Raw genomic sequence first — 23365 nt, 5'->3', positions numbered from 1 at the left:
ATGGCCGAGACCGCCATGGTGAACGGGCGGTTCCCCTCGAACCAGGAGGCGTTCAACGACTTCGCCGCCGCGTTCTTCGACAAGATCTGGAGAGCGGTCGAAGGCACCCATGGCGGAGGCTACGACCACGGCGGCTTCGCGCCCGGCTTCTGGAACGACGGCGCGCACGGCGTCACGACGGTGTCCAAGGCCGATCCGGACAAGCACTATCTCCATGTGCTCACCCGGCCGTCGGGAACCACGCTTTCCCTACGGGACAACGGATACAAGGTCAAGCGGGTGACGAACCTGCGCACCGGCGCGGCGATCGCGCACAGCCAGTCCGGCGGAAGGCTCACCTTGACCGGGATCTCGTCGTGGGACCAGTACGACACCGTGTTCGCGGTGGAGACCGGCGGACGGCGACTACTCGACCTACTGGGACGCGACGTCCGCGCGGCCGGTGTCGCTGCGGTTCGACCTCGGTGCGCCGAAGCGGATCCAGTACATCGGGATCAACCAGCGCGAGGACTCCACCACCTACCCGGCGTCGAATTCGGCGCGGATCAAGGGTTACCGGGTCTATGTCAGCGCGGACGGGCAGAACTGGGGCTCACCGGTGAAGACCGGCTCGCTGCCGAACCACCGCGGCGTGCAGTTCATCGATCTGCCCATGACGACGGCGCGGCACGTACGCGTCGAGAAGGTCGACAGCCAGGGCGCCGACCGGCTGCGGGTGGACGAGGCCTGGATCGGCTCCGCCTACGCGACCGGCGGCTGAATCAGGCGGCGAGCGACAGAGCGGTGTCCGACGCCCGCGCCCGGGCCTGGTCGGCGAACCGCCTTCGGGCGGCGACCACTCTGAGCCATCGTTCGGAGCGCTCGGCGTCCAGACCGGAGGTGGCGCGGGCGAGCACCTCGGCGGCGTGCGCGGCGGAATCGATCTCCGCGGCGGCGCCGAGGTAGTCGCCTGCCTCGATCAGCTTGTAGGCGTGGCGCATCTCGGTCTGCGCGGTCGAGTAGATGGCGTAGGCGGCGAGGTTGTTCGCCAGCGGGCCCAGTGAATGCGACATCGGATTCTCCGTTCCTCTCTCTACAGACACGTCGAACGGCGGCTCGGCGGTTCGACAGTCGCGCGGATATTTTTCGAACTTGTTCCGGGGTTGCGCAAAGTGGTCGCATCACGACAGCCTGAAGCGCATGCCAGCCCGAGCGGCGTCGTTCCGCAGCGTCCTCGCGGTCGCCGGATTCCGCCGGATCTGGCTCGCGCATCTGCTCTCGGTCGCGGGTGACCAGCTGGCCAGGGTCGCGCTCACGGTGCTGGTGTTCGACCGGACGTCGTCGGCGGGGTGGGCTTCGGCGGCGTACGCGCTGACCTTCGTGCCCGATCTCCTCGGCGGCGCGCTCGGCGGCATCGCGGACCGGTTCTCGCGGCGCACCGTGATGGTGGTGACCGACGTCGGCCGCGCGGTCCTGATCGCGCTGATGGCGGTGCCCGGTCTGCCGCTGCCCGCCGCGGCCGCGCTGTTGTTCCTCGTGCAGCTCATGGCCGGGCCGTTCCACGCGGCCCGCCAGGCGATGCTGCCGGATCTGCTCGATCCGGACCGGCTGGTCGTCGGCCAGGCCATCATCTCGTCCACGTACCAGGCCGGGCTCGTGGTGGGCTTCGGCGCGGGCGCCGCCGTCGTCACCGGCCTCGGCGTCCCCGGTGCGCTGCTGATCGACGCGGGAACGTTCGCGCTGTCGGCGCTCATGCTCCGTTTCGGGCTCGAGCGATACCCGCCCTCGGCACCGAGCCACCACGATCACCCTTCCCTGATCGCGGGCTGCCGTCTCGTGGCGCGCGACCGCAAGCTGCGCTGGCTGCTGCTCATCGCCTGCTGCTGCGGTTTCTACGTCGTGCCCGAGGGCCTCGCCGTCCCGGTCGCCGCCGAACTGGGCGGCGCGGGCGCGCTGCCATGGTTGCTGGCCGCGAACCCGGTCGGCTCGGTGCTCGGCGGCATACTGCTGAGCCGGATCCCGCGCGAACGGCAGATCCGGGTGCTGGGCGCGCTGACGGTGGCGAGCAGCCTGGTGCTGATCCCGACCGGCTGGGCGCCGGGCCTGGTCACGATCGTCGTGCTGTGGACGATCTCGGGCATGTTCTCTGCGCACGACTTGATCACTCAGACGCAGTACAGCCTCGCCGCGCCGACTGCCCATCGCGGTCAGGTGATCGGGGTCGCGATCGCGGCGTTGCGGGCGGCTCAGGCGGCGGGGATCGCGGCGGCCGGGCTGCTGGCCCAGGTCGTCACGCCGACCGCCGTGGTCACCGTCGCGGCGAGCGCCGGTGTGGTGGTCGCCTGTGTCGCCGGGGTGGGCTGGTCACGGGCGGTGTCGTCCCGCCCCGGCCCTGAGGATCCCGAAGATCCCGTGGGTCCGGTCGGCGGGACGACACCCGTCGGCGAGCATGGTTCCTGACTCGATCGGTTCATCACGTCCAGTTGTTGTCACGCCGAGTGGTCCAGTTGTTGTCCCGCATGTCGTCCACCTCCCTCGAAATAGCGATTTATCCGGCAAAACACTCACCAGTTGTTGTCCTGCATCGGTGCACCTCCCTCGTTTCGGTTGGGCTGTCCGGGGGAATTCGGGCCCGCGACTCTCATCGTCCGGACAACGACGGTCGTCGCCGTCCCGGTTCGATTACGGTGTAGATCACCGACGGAAGAGGGTTCGTGGACGGACGACGCGGCGGCGCGCGGCGGCGGCTCAGGTCCTGGCACCTGTGGAGCCTGCCGCGACCTGTGCGTTCCTACGTCCTGGTCGTCAATCTCATCGCAGTCCTCTCGACCGCCGCCACCGCCCGGCTGGTCCCGGTGACCGGTACCGACCTGGTCCGGTTCGGCGTCTTGACGCTGTGCGCGGCCATCGCGATCGAGGGCACCCGGCAGATCGAACGCCAACGGGAGTACGACAGGGCCCCGTCGGTCGCCTACGTCGACACCAAGGCGGTCTGGAGCGTCGCCGCCGTCATCGCGCTGCCTCCGGTGCTCGCCGCCGCGATGGTCGTGGTGACCTACACCATCGCATGGCTGCGGATCTGGCCACACCAACGGCCGGTTCTCCCCCATCGGTGGATCTTTTCCGCCGCGACGGTGCTCTGCGGCACGCAGGCCGCCGTCGTCGTCCTCAGCCTCGGCATGCGTCACTACCCCGGTTCGCCCGAGCCCGGACTGCTCGCCGGGCTGGGCGACCTCGCCGTCATCATCCTGGCCGCGGCCCTGCGCTGGGCGATCAACACCGCGCTGGTGATGATCGCGATCGCACTCTCGTCGCCGCCGAAATCGATCGGCGAACTGTTCTCCGGGTTCGGCGACCAGATCCTCGAGGCGGGCGCGCTCGGCCTCGGCCTCGTGACGGCCGTCGTCCTCGTGCAGGCCAACCCGCTGGTGCTGGTCGGTGTGGTCATCGCGCTGGTCGCGTTGCATCGCGGGCTGCTGCTGACCCAGTACCGGCGCGACGCGCACACCGACGCCACCACCGGTCTCGTCACGAAACGCCGCTGGCGTCAACTGGCCGAAGAGCACCTGGGCCGGACACGCGCCGGACGCAAACTCGGCGTGCTGTTCCTCGACCTCGACAACTTCAAGACGATCAACGACACCTACGGCCACCCCAACGGCGATCTCGTCCTGCGCGCGGTCGGCGACGCGCTGCGCGCCGAGATCCGGGAGCAGGACGTCTGCGGGCGGTGGGGCGGCGAGGAGTTCGCGATCGTCATCCCGGACATCCACGGCGAGGAGACCCTGCGCCAGGTGGCCGAACGGATCCGGCACCAGGTGGCGGTGGTCTCGGTCGCGCTGCCCGATCGCGACACCGTGCTGACCGACCTGACGGTGTCGATCGGCGGGGCGCTGTACCCGGCGGCCAACATCACCAGCGTCGACGACCTCCTCGTCGCCACCGACACCGCGCTCTACCGGGCGAAGCAAGGCGGCCGCAACAGGGTCGAATTGGCACCGCCCGCGCAGTAAGTCTCGCCTCGTCCGGGGAGGCGCTGTTCCGCAGCGGCTGGCTCGCCGTCGGGATCCTGCTCGCGCTCGTGCCGGCCGCACCGAGCCTGAGCTGGCAGGCTGCGCACGATTTCCCTTTGCTGACCGCGGCTTCCGGCATCAGCGAGGACGACGGCACGGAGAACCGGATCCTGTTCGTACCGATGCAGCTGGTCTATCTTTCCCCGTGGTCGTGCCGCTCTGGATCGCGGTGATTTTGCTGGTATTGGGGGAAAACCGTACTACTCGGCGCCTTTTCTGTTGCGTCGGGGCGGCGGTGCCGGCTGTGATCGGTGCCGCGGTCTCACTCATCGTCGGATTGCCTCTGCTGCCGGTGTCCGCGCCGGCGCCGGTCCTGCTGGTGGACAAGGAGCAAGGCGAGCAGGCGGGAGCTCTGGAGCATTACGGGCTTCCCGGGGAGCACTGGGGGCATATGTCCTATGTGGACTGGGGGGCCTCCTTCTTCTGCCGCCGTAGGTCCCTGATCCGGCCGTTGACGGAAATCGGCGATGCTCTCTGCTGTGCCGAAACTGTCGGTGTCCGGTTGTACGTTCTGGGCGTGGACACACTCAACGCCACTGTGGCGCTATTAAAGGAAATCACCGAGTCGGATGCTCTTCGGGAGGTCAATGGTTCGCTGGGTTCGTTGGGGGACAATGATGCTGTCGCCGCGGCGGTAGCGGCGTCGGAGGGGATCGCGCGGTTGGAAGCTGTCCGGTTCCGCGCGTTGGGGCAGCTGAGCCGTCATCGTGATGGCGCGTCCAGTGTGGCGCAGGAGGTCGCGTTCGCTCTGTCTGTTGTGGACGGTCACGCTGCCGGGCTGGTGTCGACGGCCCAGGCACTGACCACCCGCCTGCCACGAACATTGGGGCTGTTGGATCGCGGTCTGGTGGGCGGGTTCGGGGCGATGAAGGTCGCCACGGCCACGGCGTGGTTGTCGGATGAGGATGCCCGGGCGGTGGACGCGGTACTGGAGGACCGGTTGCCGGGCAGGAACTCGGAACAGATCCGGAAAGCGGCGAACCACGCGGCGATGATGGCCGACCGCGACGGGGCGGGTGTGCGGGCCGAACGGCACCGCGCCGGGCGCCGGCTCTCGGTGCGGCAGGGCGAGACCGGGGTGGCCTCGATCCAGGTCGAGGACGGCCCGGTGGAGAAGGTGACCGCCGCCTACACCCGGATCGACCGCGAAGCACGAGCACTCAAAACCGGCGGGGAGACCCGCACCCTGGATCAGCTGCGCGCGGATGTCGCCCTCGATCTCCTGCTCGGTGGCCAGGGCGGGACGAGCGAACGGTCGGAGGTGTTCCTCTACATGGACCTCAACTCCTACCTCGGGGCGAACGACAATCCCGCGGAGCTGGCCGGGCACGGGCACATCCCGGCCTCGCTGGCCCGGCACATCGCCAGTGGGCCGAACACCGTGCTGCGGCGGATCATCACCGACCCACTGTCCGGGCAGGTCCTCGACCTCGGCCGGGACCGCTACCGGCCAACCGCGGGGCTGGACGAGTTCGTACGGGTACGAGACCGGGAATGCCGAAGACCCGGCTGCCACCGCATCGCCCAAGCCTGCGACCTCGACCATTCACTGCCGTGGCAATTCGGTGGTCATACCGCCGATACCGAGCTGGTCGATCTGTGCCGTCGCGACCACCGGCTGAAGGACGAGCCCGGCTGGGTCTACCGGCTGGCTTCCGATGGGACCCTCACGATCACCACGCCCACGGGGCAGGCCTACGGCAGCACGCCTCCACCTCTGCACGAACCCCTGACCGAGGAACCACCACCATTCTGAGCCGTCGCCGGAAAACGGCCACGACCCTGCCGTGTTGCGCCTCGGAGGAACGCCCCTGTTCTGGCTTCGTCACCGAAATACGGCCATGGCTCGATCGTGGACCGCCATCACAACGCACCTTTCCGCGAACCAGTCTCTACCTGAGGGAGTCACCACCGTTCTCAACGTCGCCCGAAACCGCCCATAACGACGCCCCGACCCGACAAGCCCCAGCCGAACTCCCGACACCAGTCGCAGCCGTCGCCAAAACGACCACGGTGCCGCACGCCGCGGTGTCGCGAACCCGACCGCCGCTTCACCCCTTGCCCGAGAACTTTCGGTCTTCGTTGCCGAAAAACGGCTATGACTCGGCAACCTCCACGTGAGGGCCCTCCTGCTGACCGACGCCATCACGCGCTGCCGACCGGCATGCCGTCGCCGAAAAACGGCTACGGCTCGATCGAGGACCGCCACAACCACTCAGCCGCCCGTCCGCCGAGACTCACCACAACGACTCGCCGCCGCCCCGCCAGCACCGTCGCCGAAAAACGGCCACACCCGCCACGGCAGCCGGAACAAGCCCTGAGCTTCCCGATGAAACCGGTGTGAACACCGGATGACACCTCGCGAACCCGGCTACCAAGTCCACCCCGCAGTTGTCCACTTCATCACGTCATCAGGCCCCTCTACTAGGTGTTCCAGGCCACTTTTTGGCGGGTTCCTACAAGACCCGGCCCTCGGCATGCGCCACCGGCGACATTCTCGTACCGGCCGGTAAGAGGCAGGCTGTTAGCCAGGTACAGGAGACTGTCCCGCGCGTGATCCGGCGGGACGTCAGCTGTTGTGTCGCGCACTTGGGAGGCTCAGTCGGTGTTCAGTCGTGTCGCCATCGTCAACCGCGGAGAAGCCGCGATGCGGCTCATCCACGCCGTCCGCGAGCTTTCGGCGGAGACCGGACGGCGGATCGAGACCGTCGCGCTCTTCACGGACGCGGACCGGTCGGCGACGTTCGTGCGGGAAGCCGACATCAGCTACGACCTCGGCCCCGCGTCGGCGCGTCCGTATCTGGATTTCGCCGTGCTGGAGCGGGCATTGACCGAGACCGGGGCCGACGCGGCCTGGGTCGGCTGGGGTTTCGTGGCCGAGGATCCGGCCTTCGCCGAGCTGTGTGAGCGGCTGGGCGTCACGTTCATCGGCCCGAGCGCGGACGCGATGCGCAAGCTCGGCGACAAGATCGGCGCGAAGCTGATCGCCGAAGAGGTCGGCGTCCCGGTGGCGCCGTGGAGCCGCGGCGCCGTCGCGGACCTCGACGCGGCGATCCGCGCGGCCGACGAGATCGGCTATCCGCTGATGCTCAAGGCGACCGCCGGCGGTGGCGGCCGCGGTATCCGCGTCATCACCTCCGCCGACGAGCTCAAGGACGCCTACGAGCGCACCAGCCTGGAGGCCGAGCGCGCCTTCGGCAGCGGAGTGGTCTTCCTGGAGCGCCTGGTCACCGGCGCCAGGCACGTCGAGGTCCAGGTCATCGCCGACGGCCAGGGCACCGCGTGGGCGCTCGGCGTCCGCGACTGTTCGGTGCAGCGCCGCAACCAGAAGATCATCGAAGAGTCCGCCTCCCCGGTGCTGAGCCCCGAGCAGGCCGACGAACTCAAGCGGTCCGCTGAGCGGCTCGCGCTCGCGGTCGACTACCGCGGCGCTGGGACGGTCGAGTTCCTCTACCACCCCGGCGACAAGCTGTTCGCGTTCCTCGAGGTCAACACCCGTCTGCAGGTCGAGCACCCGATCACCGAGCTGACCACCGGCATGGACCTGGTCAAGGCCCAGCTGCACGTCTCTTCCGGCGGCAAGCTCGAAGGCGTCCAGCCCGCCGAATTCGGCCACGCCGTCGAGGCGCGGCTCAACGCCGAGGACCCGGACCGCGACTTCGCACCGTCGCCCGGCCGCATCGCGCGCCTGGCCCTTCCCGCCGGCCCCGGTATCCGGGTCGACACCGGAGTCAGCGAAGGCGACACGATCCCGGCCGACTTCGACTCGATGATCGCGAAGATCATCGCCTACGGTCGCGACCGTGACGAGGCGCTCGGCCGTCTGCGCCGCGCGATGGCACAGACCACGGTCATCATCGAGGGCGGCGCGACCAACAAGAGCTTCGTCCTCGACCTGCTCGACCAGCCCGAGGTGATCGACGCCCGTGCCGACACCGGCTGGATCGACCGGGTCCGCGGCGAAGGCAAGCTGGTCACCCACCGCCATTCGGCGATCGCGCTCACCGCAGCCGCGATCGAGGCCTACGAGGACGAGGAAGCCGTTGAGCGCCAACGACTTCTCTCCACCGCGCACGGTGGCCGCCCGCAGGTTCAGCACGAGAGCGGCCGCCCGCTCGACCTCAAACTGCGCGGCGCCACGTACCGCGTCAGCGTCGCCAGGATCGGCCACCGCCGGTTCCGCGTCGGCGTCTCGGCGGGCGGCGGCGACATCCACCCCGCCGACGTCGAGGTCGACCGTTTCGACGAGCACACCGGCCAGATCACCGTCAACGGCACCCGGTTCCGCTTGGTCACCGGCACGCACGGGCCGATCCACCTGGTCGAGGTCGACGGCATCACCCACCGCATCAGCCGTGACGAGGGCGGTGTCGTCCGCTCACCCGCGCCCGCGCTCGTCGTCGCGACGCCGCTGGAGGTCGGCGCCGAGGTCGAGGCCGGCGCGCCCGTGCTGGTGCTGGAAAGCATGAAGATGGAGACGGTGCTCCGCGCGCCGTTCCGCGCGAAGCTGCGTGAGTGCGTCGTCTCGGTCGGCAGCCAGGTCGAGACCGGCGCTCCCCTGCTGCGGCTCGAGCCGCTGGCGGAGGAAGGCGAAGAGGTCGCCGAGGACACCGGCAGCGTCGAGATCGAGCTGCCCGCAGAGCCGGACGGCACGTCGGCGGCGCAGCGGATCACGCGCGGACAGCAGGACCTGCGCAGCCTCCTGCTCGGCTTCGACGTCGACCCGCACGACGAGCGCCGCACGCTCAGCGCGTACCTGGCCGCCCGCGCCGAACTGGAGGGCAACGGCGACCGCCCGCTGGAGGGCGAGGTCGAACTGCTGACCGTGTTCGCCGACCTGTCCGAGCTGATGCGCAACAAGCCGGCGAGCGAAGAGGCCAAGTCCGACACCCCGGTGCACAGCTCCCGCGAGTTCTTCCACACCTACCTGCAGAGCCTCGACGTCGAACGCGCCGGGCTGTCGGAGTCGTTCCAGAACAAGCTCAAGAAGGTGCTGGGGCATTACGGCATCACGGACCTGGAGCGGACGCCGGAGCTGGAGGAGGCGGTCTTCCGCATCTTCCTCGCCCAGCAGCGGACCTCGTCCGACGTCGCGATCGTCACCGCCCTGCTGCGACAGTGGCTCACCGAGGCGCAGCCGTTCGAGTCGATGCGCGAGCCGGCGGGCAAGGCGCTGGAGGCGCTCATCGCCGCCACCCAGCTCCGTTTCCCGGTGGTCGGCGACCTGGCCCGCAGCGTGGTGTTCCGCTGGTTCGCCCAGCCGCTGCTCCGCCGCACCCGTGCCGAGGTGTACAGCGAGGTCCGCAAACACCTGCGTCACCTCGACCTGCACCCGGATTCGCCGGACCGCGCCGAGCGGATCGCGAGCATGCAGGCCAGCGCGCAACCGCTGGTGCGGTTGCTCGGGCAGCGGATCGGGCGCCCCGGCACCGATCACACGCCGCTGCTCGAAGTGCTGAGCCGCCGCTACTACGGCAACCGCGCACTCACCGGTGTCCAGCAGGTCACCGTCGGCGGGTGTACCTTCGTCACCGGTGACTACGCCGACGAGAACGAGCGGTTCCACATGGCCACCACCGCCGTCGACCGTGCCGGACTGCCCGGCGCGATCAAGGCGGTCGCCGATCTCGCCGCCCAGCTGCCCGCCGACACCGACGTCGAGGCGGACCTCTACCTCACCTGGGACGACGAGTCCGCCGACGACGACGCGATGGCGGCGGGCCTGCGTGAGATCCTCACGGCCGAGTCGCTGCCGAGCCGGATCCGGCGCGTCACCACCACGGTCGCCGGGCACGGCGGCGCGGTGATGCACCACCACTTCACCTTCCGCCCGTCCTCGACCGGTTTCAGCGAGGAACGGCTGATCCGCGGCCTGCACCCGCTGATCGCCCAGCGGATGCAGTTGCAGCGGCTGGCGAACTTCGACCTCACGCGGCTGCCGTCCGGCGACGAGGACGTCTACCTGTTCAAGTGCGTCTCGCCGATGAACCCGTCGGATCAGCGGCTGGTCGCGCTCGCCCAGGTCCGTGACCTGACCCCGTTGCGGGACAACGACGGCAAGCTGCTGGCCCTGCCCGCGGTCGAAGGCACGCTGGCGGGCTGCCTCGACGCGATCCGCGAGGTGCAGGCGAAGCTTCCGCCGAAGAAGCGCTTCGACACCAACCGGATCATGCTCTACGTGTGGCCGACCAGTGAGCTCACCGGCGAGGAGCTGAACACGGTCGCGCAGCGCGTGCAGCCGTCGACGGCGGGCGCGGGTCTCGAAGAGGTCCAGTTCCTCGGCAGGCAGCGCGACCGCGCGACCGGCGAGGTCACCGAGGTCGCCGTGCGGATCGGCTACGACGTCAGCGGCGGCGTGCAGATGTCGCTGTCCGAGCCCACCACCGAGCCGATCCTCCCGCTCGACGACTACCGCCAGAACGTCCTGCGTGCCCGCCGCCGCGACACGGTGTACCCGTACGAGCTGACCGAGATGCTCGGCTCGTTCACCGAGTACGACATGGACGACACGAACACGCTCGTCCCGGTCGACCGGAAGAAGGGCCGCAACAAGGCGGCGATCGTCGCCGGTGTGGTCACCACGCCGACCGAACGTCACCCGGAGGGCGTCAAGCGCGTCGTGTTGCTCGGCGACCCGACGAAGGCGCTCGGCGCACTGTCGGAGCCTGAGTGCTCGCGGGTGATCGCGGCGCTGGACCTCGCCGAGCGGCTGCGGGTCCCGCTGGAGTGGTACGCGCTCTCGGCCGGTGCCCGGATCTCGATGGAGTCCGGCACCGAGAACATGGACTGGGTCGCGGCCGCGCTCAAGCGGATCGTGCACTTCACCCAGGACGGCGGCGAGATCAACATCGTCGTCGCGGGGATCAACGTCGGCGCCCAGCCGTACTGGAACGCCGAAGCGACGATGCTCATGCACACCAAGGGAATCCTGGTGATGACGCCGGATTCCGCGATGGTGCTGACCGGTAAGCAGTCCCTCGACTTCTCCGGTGGTGTCTCGGCCGAGGACAACTTCGGCATCGGCGGCTACGACCGCGTCATGGGCCCGAACGGCCAGGCGCAGTACTGGGCGCCGAACCTCGCCGCGGCGCGCGACGTGCTGATGTCGCACTACGACCACACCTACGTGGCGCCGGAGGAGTCCGGTCCGCGCAAGGCGGTCACGAACGACCCGATCGACCGGGACATCTCGTCGTTCCCGCACGCGGCCGTCGACAGCGACTTCACCACCGTCGGCCAGATCTTCTCGCGGGAAGCCAACCCGGACCGCAAGAAGCCGTTCGACATCCGCACCGTGATGCGCGCGCTGTCGGACCAGGACCACCCGGTGCTGGAGCGCTGGCCGGGCATGGCGGACGCGGAGACCGCGGCCGTGCAGGACGTGCACCTCGGCGGGCGGCCGGTATGCCTGCTCGGCATCGAATCGCGTTCGGTGCCGCGCCGCGGTTTCCCGCCCACCGACGGCCCGGACACCTACACCGCGGGCACGTTGTTCCCGCGGTCGTCGAAGAAGGCGGCGCGGGCGATCAACGCGGCCAGCGGCAACCGGCCGCTGGTGGTGCTGGCGAACCTGTCCGGCTTCGACGGTTCGCCGGAGTCGATGCGGAAACTGCAGCTGGAGTACGGCGCGGAGATCGGACGGGCGATCGTCAACTTCGAAGGCCCGATCGTGTTCACCGTGATCTCGCGGTACCACGGCGGCGCGTTCGTGGTCTTCTCGAAGGCGCTGAACCCGAACATGACGGTGCTGGCGCTGGAAGGCTCGTTCGCCTCCGTGCTCGGTGGCGCGCCCGCCGCGGCGGTCGTGTTCTCCGGTGAGGTCAACGCCCGGACCGCGGCGGATCAGCGGGTGCGGTCGCTCACCGAGAAGCTGAGCGGGGCGACCGGTGCCGAACGCGCCGCACTGGCCGCGGAACTGGCCGACGTCCAGTCGTCGGTGCGCGCCGAGAAGCTGGGCGCGGTCGCGGCCGAGTTCGACGGCGTGCACAGCATCGAGCGCGCGGTGAAAGTCGGTTCGGTGGACGCGATCATCAGCGCGGCCGAGATGCGGCCGCGCATCATCGAGGCGATCGAACAGGGCCTGGCGAAGCAGTAGCGGCGTTCACCGAGTGAGATGAACGGGACTTTCATCGCAAGAACGCGATGAAAGTCCCGTTCATCTCACGGGCCGGGCGGGCCGTCCCCGAAGTCCTCAGGCGCGATCTTGTCCAACGCCGCACGGAACTCCTCGACCTCTCGTTCCTGCGCGACCGGATCGGACGGCACCGTCGGCAGTTCCGCGTCGGGCCCGGATCCCACGATCTCGACCCGAACGGAAGCGACCTCCAGCACCGCGTCCGCCACCTCGATTCCGACGCCGGCGCGCAACCCGATCGCGACCGCGTCGCTCGGCCGTGCCGAGACGCGGATACCGGAATCGAGCACCAGGTCGGCGAAGAAGATGCCATCCCGCAGCGCGGTGACCTGGACCCCGGTGACCCGGTGCCCGAACGACTCGACCACCTGGCCGATCAGTTCGATCGTGCCGGGCCGGGGCAGCTGGATCTGCTCCTGCGCGAGCGCCACCGCGCTCGCCTCCGGGCCGCCGATCGTGATCGCCAGCCAGCGGCGTTCACCCTCCCGCTCTCGCAGCAACATCACCGGTGCCGCTTCCGGGGCCAGGACTGCCATCCCCTCGACGTCCATCGAAATCATGCGCGGTACCTCATTCCCTCGGTCAGGCGGTGTCGTCGTCCTTCAGTGCCTTGTCCGCCGCCACTTCCGACGGGGCAGGCTGGTCGCGACGCTGGAACGGGGTCGTGTGTCCCTCGGCGCGAAGCCTGGCGATCATGTGGGGGTAGTGGAGTTCGAACGCCGGGCGCTCGGACCGGATCCTCGGGAGATCGAAGAAGTTGTGCCGGGGCGGCGGACAGGTCGTCGCCCATTCCAGGGAATTCCCGTGTCCCCACGGATCGTCCACTTCGACGACCTCCCCGAACCGGTAGCTGCGGACCACGTTCCAGAGGAACGGCAGTACCGAAGCACCGAGCAGGAAGGCGCCGATCGTGGAAACGGTGTGCAGCACCGTGAAACCGTCGGTGCTCAGGTAATCGGCGTAGCGGCGCGGCATCCCTTCGTTGCCGAGCCAGTGCTGGACGAGGAACGTCGTGTGGAAGCCGATGAACGTGGTCCAGAAATGGAGCTTCGCGAGCCGCTCGTCGAGCATCCGCCCGGTCATCTTGGGGAACCAGAAGTAGATCCCGGCGAAGGTGGCGAACACGATGGTGCCGAACAGCACGTAGTGGAAGTGCGCCACCACGAAATAGGTGTCGTGGATGTGGAAGTCCAGCGGTGGCGCGGCGAGGATGACCCCGGTCAGCCCGCCGAGCAGGAACGTCACCATGAACCCGACCGACCACAGCATCGGTGACTCGAAAGTGAGCTGCCCCTTCCACATGGTGCCGATCCAGTTGAAGAATTTGATCCCGGTCGGCACCGCGATGAGGAAGGTCATGATGGAGAAGAACGGCAGCAGTACCGCGCCGGTGGCGAACATGTGGTGCGCCCACACGGCGAAGGACAACGCGGTGATCGTGATCGTCGCGAACACCATGAGTTTGTAGCCGAAGAGCGGTTTCCGGCTGAACACCGGGACGATCTCGGTGACGATGCCGAAGTACGGCAACGCGACGATGTACACCTCGGGATGTCCGAAGAACCAGAACAGGTGCTGGAACAGGATCGCCCCGCCGTTGGCCGGATCGAAGACGTGCGCGCCGAGCCGTCTGTCCGCCTCCAGCCCGAACAGCGCCGCGGTGAGGATCGGGAAGACCGCCAGGATCAGGATCGTGGTGAACAGGATGTTCCAGGTGAACAGCGGCAACCGCCACATGGTCATTCCGGGCGCCCGCAGGCAGAGGATCGTGGTGACCATGTTGACCGCGCCGAGGATCGTCCCGAGCCCGGAGACGATCAGGCCCATGATCACCAGATCGGCGCCGACGCCCGGGGTGTGCGCGGCGCTGGACAGCGGCGTGTACATCGTCCATCCGAAGTCGGGCGCTCCGCTCGGCGTCACGAAGGAACTGAGTGTCATCAGCCCGCCGAAGAGGTAGAGCCAGTAGGAGAACGCGTTCAGCCGAGGGAAGGCGACGTCCGGAGAGCCGATCTGCAGCGGCAGGATGTAGTTGGCGAACGCGAAGAGGTTCGGTGTCGCGTACAGCAGCAGCATGATGAGGCCGTGCATGGTGAACAACTGGTTGTACTGCTCCTGCGACAGGAACTGCATCCCCGGCCTGGCCAGTTCGCCGCGCATCAGCAGTGCCATGAACCCGCCGATGAGGAAGAACGCGAACGAGGTGCTCAGGTAGAGCACGCCGATCGTCTTGTGGTCGGTGGTGCGGACGACGTTGAGGAACACGCCGCCCTTCGGTGCTCGACGCCGTCCGCCGAAGCTGACGGCCTCCGGTCGGGGCGATGTCTTCACTCTGGTCATGCCGACTCCCAGCACGAGGACACACCTTCTGCAGCCTGGTACCCCTCCAGGAGAGTCCCTACACGCGCGCTTTTCAAGAGGCAGATGGTGTCCTCTCCCGGTCTGGAGCCGTCAATCCGGAAGCGCGCCTCGAAACACCGTGGCAGACGACGGCGTCCATGCGTGATACGCCATCGGCCTGTTACCCGCAGTTCACCATTCCGCTTTCATCGGACCACGAGGAAACGTGCAGGGAGGTCACCGGGATTTCGCACTCCGCACCGCGATGCTCAGCAGTTCCGCGGCCGGACCGGCGAGCCGCCGCCCGGCGGGCCATACCGCGCGCAGTTCCCGGCCGAAGTCGACGCCGTCGACCGCGACCGGGACGAGCCTGCGGTCGGCGACGTCACGGGCGATGGCGAGCTCGCTGATCACCGCCGGCCCGGCGCCGGCGATCACGGCGTTGCGGACAGCGGAGGCGGAACCCAGTTCCAGCAACGGTTTCGCCGGTCCGACACCGGCCTGGCGCAGCGCGGCGTCCACGGTTTCCCTGGTCCCGGAACCGAGTTCACGGACGACGAGCGGCGTGATCGCCAGTTCGGCCGCGGTCAGCGGGCGGCGTTTACGCGCCCAAGGATGATTCGCGGGCACGACGAGGACCAAGTGATCGGTGGCGACCCGCTTGGACGAGAGGCCGGGCAACGAACCGGGCGACTCGACGAACCCGAGGTCGACCTTGCCCTCCCGCGCCAGTTCGGCGGCTTGGTCGGAGTTGGTGACCTCCAGTCCGAGGTACAGCCCGGGGTCGCCGCGTTTGAGCTCGCCGATCCAGCCCGGCACCAGATACTCGGCCAGCGTCATGCTGGCGGCGACCCGCAGATGCGCCTCATGCTGGGTGCGCAGCGCTTCGGCGCCGTCGAGCAGACCGTCGAGTTCGGACAGCACGCGGTACGCCCAGCCCGCGATGACCCGGCCGTCGGGAGTGAGCGCCGAGCCGCGCCGCGTGCGGTCGACCAGCACCAGTCCCAGCCGTCGCTCGACTGTGGACAGTCGTTTGCTCGCCGAGGGCTGCGCGATCCCGAGACTGGCCGCGGCCTGCCCGATGCTGCCGAGCTCGTCCACGAGCACCAGCAGGCGCAGGGAGTCCAGATCGGGTGTGGTCATAGCCCAAGTGTATGACCTACCCCTCGCATTCCCGGCTACCGAGGTCACCCCGTCCGGGCGAGGCTCGAACCATGAGCACCACGCACACGAGACCGACGAAGCCCTACCTGACCGCCTTGGCCATCACCGGTGCCGGAGTGGCCGCCGCATACCTGGTCGGCACCGCTTTCCCGGTCGTCAGCGCGCTCACCATCGCCGTCGTGCTCGGCATCCTCACCGGCTCGCTGTCGTCGGTGTCGGAGGAGACCCGGAAAGCCATCTCCGGGATCACCAAGAAGCTGCTTCGCGCCGGCGTCGTGCTGCTGGGTCTGCAGCTCTCGCTTCCGGCCGTCCTGGCGCTGGGCCCCGGGACGCTGCTCGCCGTCGTGCTCACGGTCGGCATCACGTTCCTCGGCACCATCGGCATCGGCAGGCTCCTCGGCGTTCCGCGTGGCCTGGCGATGCTGGTCGCGACCGGCTTCTCGATCTGTGGCGCTTCCGCCATCGCCGCCATGGAAGGTGTCGTCGAACGCGAGGACTCCGACGTCGCGACCGCGGTCGCGCTGGTCACCTTCTACGGCGGGCTCGCCATCGCGGCCGTCCCGCTGATCGGCGGCTGGCTGCGGCTCGACGCGGCCCGGATCGGCGAGTGGGCCGGGCTCAGCGTGCACGAAGTCGCGCAGGTCGTCGCCGCGGCCACTCCCGCGGGCGGCGCCGCCATCGCGGTCGCCATCGTGATCAAGCTCAGCCGGGTGGTCCTGCTGGCCCCGATGGTCGCCGCGGTCGGTGTACGCGAGCGGCAGCGTCCCGTCGACGGCAAGCGGCCGCCGCTGGTCCCGCTGTTCGTCCTCGGTTTCCTGGCGATGGCCGCCCTGCGCAGCACCGGGATCGTGCCGGGTTTCGCGCTCGATATCGCCAAGGTCGCCTGCACGCTGTTGCTGGCCGGGGCGCTGTTCGGACTGGGCTGCGCGGTCCGGATCGGCACGCTCGTCCGCACCGGTGGCCGCGCCCTGCTGCTCGGCCTGCTCTCCACCCTGCTGGTCGGGACCACCGCGCTGGTCACGCTGACCGTGCTCGGCTGAGGACGGCGGCCGCGAGCAGCGCGACCAAGCCGCCGGCGACCATCACGGCCGGGACGGAGACCGCGTCGACGACCAGCCCGCCGAGTAGCGCGCCCGCCGAGAGGGTCGCCTGGAACGACGAGGTGAACAGCACCGACGCCGCTTCGGGCGCCCGCGGCGCCGCCCTCGCGAACCACGTTCCCGAACAGACCGGGACGGCACCGTAGGCGAAACCCCAGACCACCAGCAGCGCGAGCACGCCCGCTTTCGCGTCGCCGAGGAACGGCAGCGCGCACGTCACGGCGCCGATCAAGCCCGCCGCGGTGAGGAAGGTCAGCCGGAGATCGCGGGCGATCGCCGCGCCGGCGGCGAAGTTGCCGGCGATCCCGGCGGTGCCGTAAACGAACAGGAAGACGGTGATCAGCTCCGGGCTCACCTGCGTCACCTGGCGCAGGAGCGGCGTGACGTAGGTGTAGGTCCCGAAGTGGGCGAGCACGATCAGCACCGTGACGAGCAGGCCGAGCCGGGTCTCGCGCCGGCGGGTCATCTCGCGCAGGACACCGAGCCGCGTAGCGCCCTCCGACGGCAGCGGAGGCAACGCCCAGGCCAATGCGGCGAGAACGCCCACCGTGAAGACCGCCATCACGGCGAAGGCCGCCCGCCAGCCGAACAGCTCGCCGACGAAAGTCCCCGCGGGCACCCCCAGCACGGAGCCGAGCGGTACGGCGGAGAAGATCACCGCGGTCGCCGTGCCCGCGCGTCCGGGGCCGACGAGCCGCGCGGCGAGGCCGGAACCGATCGCCCAGAAGGAGCCGATCACCAGCCCGACCAGGACTCGCGAGACCAGCATCGCCCAGTAGGCGTGCGCTGTCGCCGCGAGGACGTCGGCGAGGGCCAGCACCACCATCAGCACGCACAGCAGGATCCGGCGGTCGAGCCGCCCGGCGGCGACGGTGACGGCCGGGGCGGCGAGCGCGGCGAGGAAGCCGGGCAGGGTCATGGTCAGGCCCGCCGTCCCCGGCGTGATCCGGAAGTCCCCGCCGATCGGGGTCAGGAGACCGATCGGCAGGATCTCCGTGGTGACGAGGGAGAAGATCCCGAGCGTCACCGCGAGGACGGCGAGCCATCCCTTCAGCGGGGTCCGCACGGAGGTGTCGAGGGTCGAAGCGGTCATGTGCTTCAGCCCATCACCGCGCGGGCACCGCGGTCTGGCGGATTCGCGACGTTGATCTAGCTGCGCGACCGCTGGGTCACGACGATGCAGGCGACGACGATCAGCGCGGTCACCGGCGCGGCGGCCGGGAGGTGCTCGCCGAGCAGCAGGACCGCCCAGACCAGCGTCAGCAGCGGCTGGGCGAGCTGCAACTGGCTCGCCCGCGCGACGCCGATCTCGGCCATTCCCCGGTACCAGGCGAAGAACCCGCCGAACTGCGAAACGAGCGCGACGTACAGCAGGCCGACGATCCCCTCGCCGGTGACATGCAACGGCTCGGTCGCGAGCCCGAAGACCGCGAACGCGCCGGTGACCGGCAGCGCGAGGACCAGTGCCCAGGCGATCACGTGCCACCCCGCCATTTCCCTGGCCAGCCTGCCGCCCTCGGCGTACCCGAACGCGCACAGCACGAGCGCGCCGAACAGGAACAGGTCCGCCGTGGACAGTCCCCCACCGCTCTGCGCGACGGTGAACACCACGACCGCGCTCGCGCCGACCGCGGCGACGAGCCAGAACCGGCGGGACGGCCGGTTCCCGGTCAGCCTCGAGGAGATGACGGCGGTGGCCAGCGGCAGCAGCCCGATCACCACCGCGGAATGCGCCGTCGACGACGTCTTCAGCGCGAGCGTGGTCAGGATCGGGAACGCGAGCACACAGCCGAGGGAGACCACGGCCAGGCCGCGCCATTGGTCGCGTCTCGGCAGCGGGACCCGGAAGGCACGAAGACAGGTGCCGGCGACCAGCGCGGCCAGGACGCTACGCAGACCGGTGGCGGTCCACGGGTCGAACCCCTTGAGCGCCCACACGGTGGCGGGGAACGTGAACGAGAAGGCCAGGACACCCAGCGCCGCCAGCGCGGTCCCGGAGCGGACCGCTACTGCCCGGTCCGCGATAGCGCTATCATCCAGTCTCATGTCCGATGGTAGCAGCGTCACCAGCCTGGTCACACAGCTGCGGTCCGAGCTTGAGCGCTATCCAATCGAAGGAAAGCTCCCGTCCAGCCGGGAGCTGGTCCGGCAGCTGAAGGTGAGCCCGGTGACGGTGTCGCGCGCCATCGCCGCGCTGGCCGCCGAAGGACTGGTGATCACCCGCCCCGGCGCCGGCGTCTTCCGCGCCCCGCCGCCCCGCGAAGTGGTGGTGACCGGCGACGTGTCCTGGCAGGAGGTGGCGTTGAGTTCCCAGTCCGGCACCCGCGCGATCGACGCGACCGGCGTGCTCACCGCGCTGAGCGACCCGCCGTCCGGCGTCATCGACCTCAACGGCGGGTACACGCACCCGAGTCTCCAGCCGGAACGGGAACTCGCGGCGGCGTCGGCCCGAGCCGGACGCCGTCCCGGTGCGTGGACGCGGCCGCCGATCTGCGGCCTGCCCGAACTGCGGGCCTGGTTCGCCCGCGACATCGGCAGCCCGGTGAACGTCGAGAACGTGCTGGTCACCTCGGGCGGGCAAAGCGCGCTGACCACGGCGTTGCGCGCGCTCGGCGCTCCGGGCGCGCCGGTGCTGGTGGAATCCCCGACCTACCCGGGGATGCTGGCCATCGCGCGGGCGTCGGGGCTGCGGCCGGTCCCGGTGCCGATCGACCGCGACGGCGTCCGGCCGGAACTGCTCGCGGACGCCTTCCGCGACACCGGCGCCCGGCTGTTCGTCTGCCAGCCCGCGTTCCAGAACCCGACGGGCGCGGTGCTGTGCGCCGAACGCCGCGCCGAGGTCCTGCGAATCGCCCGTGACGCGGGCGCTTTCGTCATCGAGGACGATTTCGCCCGGCTGATGGCACATCCCGGCAGCCCGGCTCCCCCGCCGCCGCTCGTGGCCGACGATCCCGACGGCGTCGTGGTGCACATCCGCTCGCTCACGAAACCGGCGTCCCCGAGCCTGCGGATCAGCGCGCTGGCCGCCCGCGGCCCGGCACTGGAGCGGCTGCGCGGACTCCACGCCGTCGAGAGCTTCTTCGTGCCGCGGCCGCTCCAGGAAACCGCACTCGAACTGGTGAGTTCTCCGGCCTGGGCACGCCACCTGCGGACCCTCGCCGCCTCGTTGCGGGAACGCCGCGACGTCGCCGTCTCGGCACTGCGGGAGTTCCTGCCCTCCTGGAGCGCCGTCCCCGTCCCGACCGGGGGTTACCACCTGTGGCAGCCGCTTCCCGGCTTCGTCGACGAAGTGGCGCTGACCAGCGCCGCTTTCCGCGCCGGAGTAGCGGTCACCCCCGGCAGGATGTACTTCGCCGCCGAGGCCCCGGGGCCCTATCTGCGCCTGAGCTACGTCAGCGCCGCGACAGGCGCTCAACTGCGGGACGGCGTCCGGCGCCTTTCCCAGGCGTACCAGGAGATCCCCGGTTAACGTCCGGCCGGTTCCGCTCGTACGATCGCGCACGGAGGCGACAAGAAGGACGGCAGCCTGCGCTCGGCCCCCTGCGGATCAGCCAGCGCGACCCGGCGGGACTCGCGTCCGCGTCACGGGAGGCCATCGCACGGACCCTGCGCGCCGACGGGCTGCTCAGCACCGGCCGCCAGCGGCTGGTCGTCCGGAGCCTGAGCAACCTCAGACAGCTGACACCCGACGACCACTGAGCCGCCACGGCAGGCCGAAGTGCCGTTCCACGCGCGCTCCGGTGGCCAGGAACAGTTTTCGCACGCGCGGCTCGTTCTCCGGATCGAAATCCGGCGTGGTCTCGATCAGCGTCGCCAGGTCGCGAGTCAGCCCGGCCGCCGCCTTCCCCGGCACCAGCAGGACCCGCACCGGCGCGAGGCTGCGTACGGCCGGGGGCGGCGCGATGAGGTCGACCCGGGCACGGACCAGGCCGGTCAGCCTCAGCAGCCGGAGAACCGCGCCTGTCAGCCCCCAAAGCGCCAGTTCCGCCAAAAGGAACGGCGACAGGATCAGCGCGAGTCCGGCCGCCTGCCCGACGGCGATTCCCAGCATCAGCCAGTCTTCGAAGCCCAGACGTTCTTCCTCGGCGGACCGGCCGCGGTGCCTGGTGAACGACACTTCCCGGTAGCGCTCGCTTTCGGTGACGATCGCGAGCGGGCGGATCCGGCGCAGCCAGGGCGCGAACCGGCGCACGATCAGCCACTCGCCGCCGTCGGTATCGGTCACCCGCATCGCGTTCCCCCTCATCCGTGTGCGGATCTTGGCACAGATCTCCGACGAAGCAGGGTCCGACGGCGTTCCACCCGCGCGCCGAACCGCGTGAGCGCCTCGCGCACGGCCGGTTCACCGCTGTGTTCCTTTTGCGAAAGTATCTTTCGTAACGTCGTGGAGGCAGGAGTGGACGGTCGGTCCAGGTGGTCGGCGCGTGAAGGCCCCCTGTACGTGAATGCCCCCTGAGCGGTGCCGCGGCGGGGGTGGGCGGGCGTGTAGGCCACCGGGTTTGAGTGGCAGAGCCTTGATCAACGGAAGATGGAGGACGTTGAGTGTCCCGGATCTTCCGTTGATCATGGCCCGGGACGGGGCCACCTCGCGTCTATGAAGGAATCGGGACGTTGAGCGTCCTAATTCCTTCATCGCCGATCCCGATATCCACTGGGATCGTCGCCCTCCTGCAGGTCAGCAGCAGGTAGCCCGGCGCCACGGCGCGAACCGGCGATCGACCGCCCGCCCGCGCCCCTCCGGATCGATCACCTTCATCGGCCCTCCCTCCGATCTCGCGCCGTGTCCGACGAGATCGAGCTTGGCAGGGAAGGCACCGTTGTTCTGCGTCACCTGACACAGAAGGCGAAACCGGGTTGTACGCGCCTTGTACGACGGCTGTACGAGCCGGAAGGACTCTGATGCCCCGTCACCCGGAATCGAATCCAGGACGGAGCCACTCCCGTGAAGATCTCCCGCGTCGCACAGGGCCTGTTCGCGGCCCTCGTCGCCACCGCGGCGGTCGGCGCATCCCCGGCCACCTCACTCGCCACGCCGGCCACCGGCGACCGGATCTCGGCCGCCGCGGTCGGGAACACGTTGGTGTACAACCAGAAAACAGAAGGTTACGACTGCTTCAGAATCCCCGCCATCGTCAAGGCGAACAACGGCGAGCTGCTCGCATTCGCCGAAGGCCGCAACGGCGGCGCCAGCTTCTGCAACGACAGCGGCGACATCGATCTCGTCGTGAAACGCTCCGCCGACAACGGCAAGACCTGGAGCGCCCCGAAGATCGTCATCGAAGGTTTCGGTGACACCAAGGGAAATCCGACGCCGATCGTGATCCCGTCCACCGGGCGGATCGTGCTGCTCTCGGTGATGGAATGCGTCAAGAACCCCGACTGCAACCGGATTCCGCGCGTCTCGATCAGCGACGACCACGGCAAGACCTGGACCGCGCCCAAGGTGCTCACCACGCAACTCGGGTTCGGCACCGCACCCGGCTGGCTCGCGACCGGCCCGTCGCACGGCATCGTGCTGACCCGCGGCGCGCACGCGGGCCGGATCGTCGCCGGGATGAGCTACACCATCGACGGAAAGAACAGCGGCGCCCTCATCTACAGCGACGACCAAGGTGTCACGTGGAAGCGCGGCGCCACCGACACCCCGGCGGCGTCGGCCGGGCTGAACCCGCAGGAGATCAGCGTCACCGAACTGCTCGACGGCCGGGTCTACGCCGCGGCGCGCAACCAGGCCAACAACGACGACAAATGCCTCAGCGGTGGTGCGAAGAACCGGGCCTACGCCATCAGTTCCGATGGTGGGGCGAGCTTCTCCACCAAGTTCACCTTCGAGGAGGACTTGATCACTCCGGTGGTACAGGCCTCGACCGCACGGATGACCGCGACCGACAAGGCGGGCAAGTACAACCGGATCCTGTTCGCCGCGCCGTCGGTCTGCGACCGCCGCAAGGAACTCGTCGTGCGGTCGTCGTTCGACGAGGGCGCGAACTGGCAGGGCAACTCCGCCGGAACGCTGGTGTGGAGCGGTGACGCCGCGTACTCCGACATGGTCCAGCTGTCCTCGGGCTCGGTCGGCGTGCTGTACGAAGCGGGCCCGGCGGGGAACGCCAACGAAACCATCCGCTTCTCGACCGTCATTGAGACGACGCTCGGCGCCCCGGTCTGCGGCGGCGGATACGGTGTGATCGACTCGGCTCCGCTCGGGACGTCGGGCACGGTTTACCTGTCCTACAACGCTTCCAACGGGCAGAACTGTGTCAGCACGATGAAGAGCGAGTCCGCGGGCACCGCGACCGCGACGGCGGCCTACCTCGAGGTGGCGGGCTCGTCCCGGATCACCGATTCCGGGTCGTTCTCCTGGTTCGCCGGTCCGGTGCGGGCGGCCGCGGCGGGCAAATGCGTGAAGTGGGGCGGTTCCGCGGGCGGGACGAAGTACGACAGCCCGTCCGAGCACTGCGGCTGAGCAGGTGGCTCGTGAGTGGTAAGGACGGTTCTAACCGTCCTTAGAGCGTGTCTTTGAACCTGACTGGGTGGTCCTGGCGCGCTTAGTGGCGGGTCAGGCGCCTGGTCATCAT

Annotated in this window: 16 protein-coding genes; 8 read left to right on the top strand and 8 right to left on the bottom strand. The window is 69.3% G+C overall.

Features of this window, described 5'->3' with window-relative positions; all coding sequences use genetic code 11:
• Positions 1–206: 206 nt before the first annotated feature.
• Positions 207–374: a hypothetical protein gene (locus H074_RS41505; protein WP_235096734.1), complete on the bottom strand. Its 168-nt coding sequence runs from the start codon at positions 372–374 to the stop codon at positions 207–209.
• Between the two features lie 68 nt (positions 375–442).
• Here H074_RS41505 and H074_RS41500 point away from each other — a divergent pair, with 68 nt between their 5' ends.
• Positions 443–760, top strand: coding sequence for a discoidin domain-containing protein (locus H074_RS41500; protein WP_007030203.1), 318 nt, complete (start codon positions 443–445; stop codon positions 758–760).
• 1 nt (position 761) lies between these two features.
• Here H074_RS41500 and H074_RS11505 read toward each other — a convergent pair whose 3' ends face one another.
• The gene (locus H074_RS11505; RefSeq protein ID WP_039922202.1) at positions 762–1052 is read right to left on the bottom strand and encodes a hypothetical protein; all 291 of its coding nucleotides are present in this window, start codon (positions 1050–1052) and stop codon (positions 762–764) included.
• 127 nt (positions 1053–1179) lie between these two features.
• Here H074_RS11505 and H074_RS11500 point away from each other — a divergent pair, with 127 nt between their 5' ends.
• The 4 genes from H074_RS11500 to H074_RS11485 all read left to right on the top strand — a co-directional run bounded on the left by H074_RS11500 (position 1180) and on the right by H074_RS11485 (position 12147).
• Positions 1180–2439 carry an MFS transporter gene (locus H074_RS11500; RefSeq protein ID WP_007030202.1) on the top strand — a complete coding sequence of 420 codons (1260 nt, stop codon included), beginning with the start codon at positions 1180–1182 and terminating at the stop codon, positions 2437–2439.
• A gap of 323 nt (positions 2440–2762) precedes the next feature.
• Positions 2763–3992, top strand: a complete 1230-nt coding sequence (locus tag H074_RS11495; protein WP_007030201.1) for a GGDEF domain-containing protein — start codon at positions 2763–2765, stop codon at positions 3990–3992.
• A gap of 655 nt (positions 3993–4647) precedes the next feature.
• Positions 4648–5808: an HNH endonuclease signature motif containing protein gene (locus H074_RS11490; RefSeq protein ID WP_083920409.1), complete on the top strand. Its 1161-nt coding sequence runs from the start codon at positions 4648–4650 to the stop codon at positions 5806–5808.
• 849 nt (positions 5809–6657) lie between these two features.
• Positions 6658–12147 (top strand): ATP-binding protein, encoded by a 5490-nt coding sequence (locus H074_RS11485; RefSeq protein ID WP_007030198.1) that lies wholly within the window; start codon positions 6658–6660, stop codon positions 12145–12147.
• Positions 12148–12212: 65 nt separating this feature from the next.
• Here H074_RS11485 and H074_RS11480 read toward each other — a convergent pair whose 3' ends face one another.
• The 3 genes from H074_RS11480 to H074_RS11470 form a co-directional block, all read right to left on the bottom strand.
• Positions 12213–12746 carry a bifunctional nuclease family protein gene (locus H074_RS11480; RefSeq protein ID WP_007030197.1) on the bottom strand — a complete coding sequence of 178 codons (534 nt, stop codon included), beginning with the start codon at positions 12744–12746 and terminating at the stop codon, positions 12213–12215.
• Between the two features lie 22 nt (positions 12747–12768).
• Entirely contained in the window at positions 12769–14526 is a 1758-nt protein-coding gene (ctaD, locus tag H074_RS11475; RefSeq protein WP_200865766.1) for an aa3-type cytochrome oxidase subunit I, read from the bottom strand.
• 237 nt (positions 14527–14763) lie between these two features.
• Positions 14764–15669: a LysR family transcriptional regulator gene (locus H074_RS11470; protein ID WP_007030195.1), complete on the bottom strand. Its 906-nt coding sequence runs from the start codon at positions 15667–15669 to the stop codon at positions 14764–14766.
• Between the two features lie 71 nt (positions 15670–15740).
• On the opposite strand from H074_RS11470, the gene H074_RS11465 reads away from it, so the two are divergent.
• Positions 15741–16730 (top strand): YeiH family protein, encoded by a 990-nt coding sequence (locus tag H074_RS11465; protein ID WP_007030194.1) that lies wholly within the window; start codon positions 15741–15743, stop codon positions 16728–16730.
• Here the strand turns inward: H074_RS11465 and H074_RS11460 are convergent.
• Complete coding sequence (locus tag H074_RS11460; RefSeq protein ID WP_007030193.1) at positions 16708–17883, bottom strand: MFS transporter; 1176 nt, start codon at positions 17881–17883, stop codon at positions 16708–16710. The two genes, H074_RS11465 and H074_RS11460, sit on opposite strands and share 23 nt — an antisense overlap.
• A 56-nt stretch (positions 17884–17939) precedes the next feature.
• Positions 17940–18836 carry a DMT family transporter gene (locus H074_RS11455; protein WP_007030192.1) on the bottom strand — a complete coding sequence of 299 codons (897 nt, stop codon included), beginning with the start codon at positions 18834–18836 and terminating at the stop codon, positions 17940–17942.
• Between H074_RS11455 and H074_RS11450 the strand changes: the two genes are divergently transcribed.
• Positions 18835–20259 (top strand): aminotransferase-like domain-containing protein, encoded by a 1425-nt coding sequence (locus tag H074_RS11450; RefSeq protein WP_007030191.1) that lies wholly within the window; start codon positions 18835–18837, stop codon positions 20257–20259. The genes H074_RS11455 and H074_RS11450 overlap by 2 nt on opposite strands.
• 201 nt (positions 20260–20460) lie before the next feature.
• Here the strand turns inward: H074_RS11450 and H074_RS11445 are convergent, their stop codons facing one another.
• Positions 20461–21021 (bottom strand): hypothetical protein, encoded by a 561-nt coding sequence (locus tag H074_RS11445; protein WP_007030190.1) that lies wholly within the window; start codon positions 21019–21021, stop codon positions 20461–20463.
• Positions 21022–21732: 711 nt separating this feature from the next.
• On the opposite strand from H074_RS11445, the gene H074_RS11440 reads away from it, so the two are divergent.
• Positions 21733–23253, top strand: a complete 1521-nt coding sequence (locus tag H074_RS11440) for a sialidase family protein (RefSeq protein ID WP_007030189.1) — start codon at positions 21733–21735, stop codon at positions 23251–23253.
• The last annotated feature ends 112 nt before the right edge of the window (positions 23254–23365 follow it).

Origin of the sequence: Amycolatopsis decaplanina DSM 44594 (assembly GCF_000342005.1) — a bacterium.
GTDB classification, from domain to species: domain Bacteria; phylum Actinomycetota; class Actinomycetes; order Mycobacteriales; family Pseudonocardiaceae; genus Amycolatopsis; species Amycolatopsis decaplanina.
The sequence above is the reverse complement of the archived record's forward strand: the minus strand, read 5'-3'. Positions and strand labels throughout refer to the sequence as shown.

What these genes read in the sequence shown, in the direction of transcription:
- H074_RS11465 (WP_007030194.1), top strand. Translation starts at nt 15,741, where the DNA reads ATGAGCACCACGCACACGAGACCGACGAAGCCCTACCTGACCGCCTTG.
- H074_RS11460 (WP_007030193.1), bottom strand. Translation starts at nt 17,883, where the DNA reads ATGACCGCTTCGACCCTCGACACCTCCGTGCGGACCCCGCTGAAGGGA.
- H074_RS11470 (WP_007030195.1), bottom strand. Translation starts at nt 15,669, where the DNA reads ATGACCACACCCGATCTGGACTCCCTGCGCCTGCTGGTGCTCGTGGAC.
- H074_RS11445 (WP_007030190.1), bottom strand. Translation starts at nt 21,021, where the DNA reads ATGCGGGTGACCGATACCGACGGCGGCGAGTGGCTGATCGTGCGCCGG.
- H074_RS11500 (WP_007030202.1), top strand. Translation starts at nt 1,180, where the DNA reads ATGCCAGCCCGAGCGGCGTCGTTCCGCAGCGTCCTCGCGGTCGCCGGA.
- H074_RS11505 (WP_039922202.1), bottom strand. Translation starts at nt 1,052, where the DNA reads ATGTCGCATTCACTGGGCCCGCTGGCGAACAACCTCGCCGCCTACGCC.
- H074_RS11480 (WP_007030197.1), bottom strand. Translation starts at nt 12,746, where the DNA reads ATGATTTCGATGGACGTCGAGGGGATGGCAGTCCTGGCCCCGGAAGCG.
- H074_RS11450 (WP_007030191.1), top strand. Translation starts at nt 18,835, where the DNA reads ATGTCCGATGGTAGCAGCGTCACCAGCCTGGTCACACAGCTGCGGTCC.
- ctaD (WP_200865766.1), bottom strand. Translation starts at nt 14,526, where the DNA reads ATGACCAGAGTGAAGACATCGCCCCGACCGGAGGCCGTCAGCTTCGGC.
- H074_RS11455 (WP_007030192.1), bottom strand. Translation starts at nt 18,836, where the DNA reads ATGAGACTGGATGATAGCGCTATCGCGGACCGGGCAGTAGCGGTCCGC.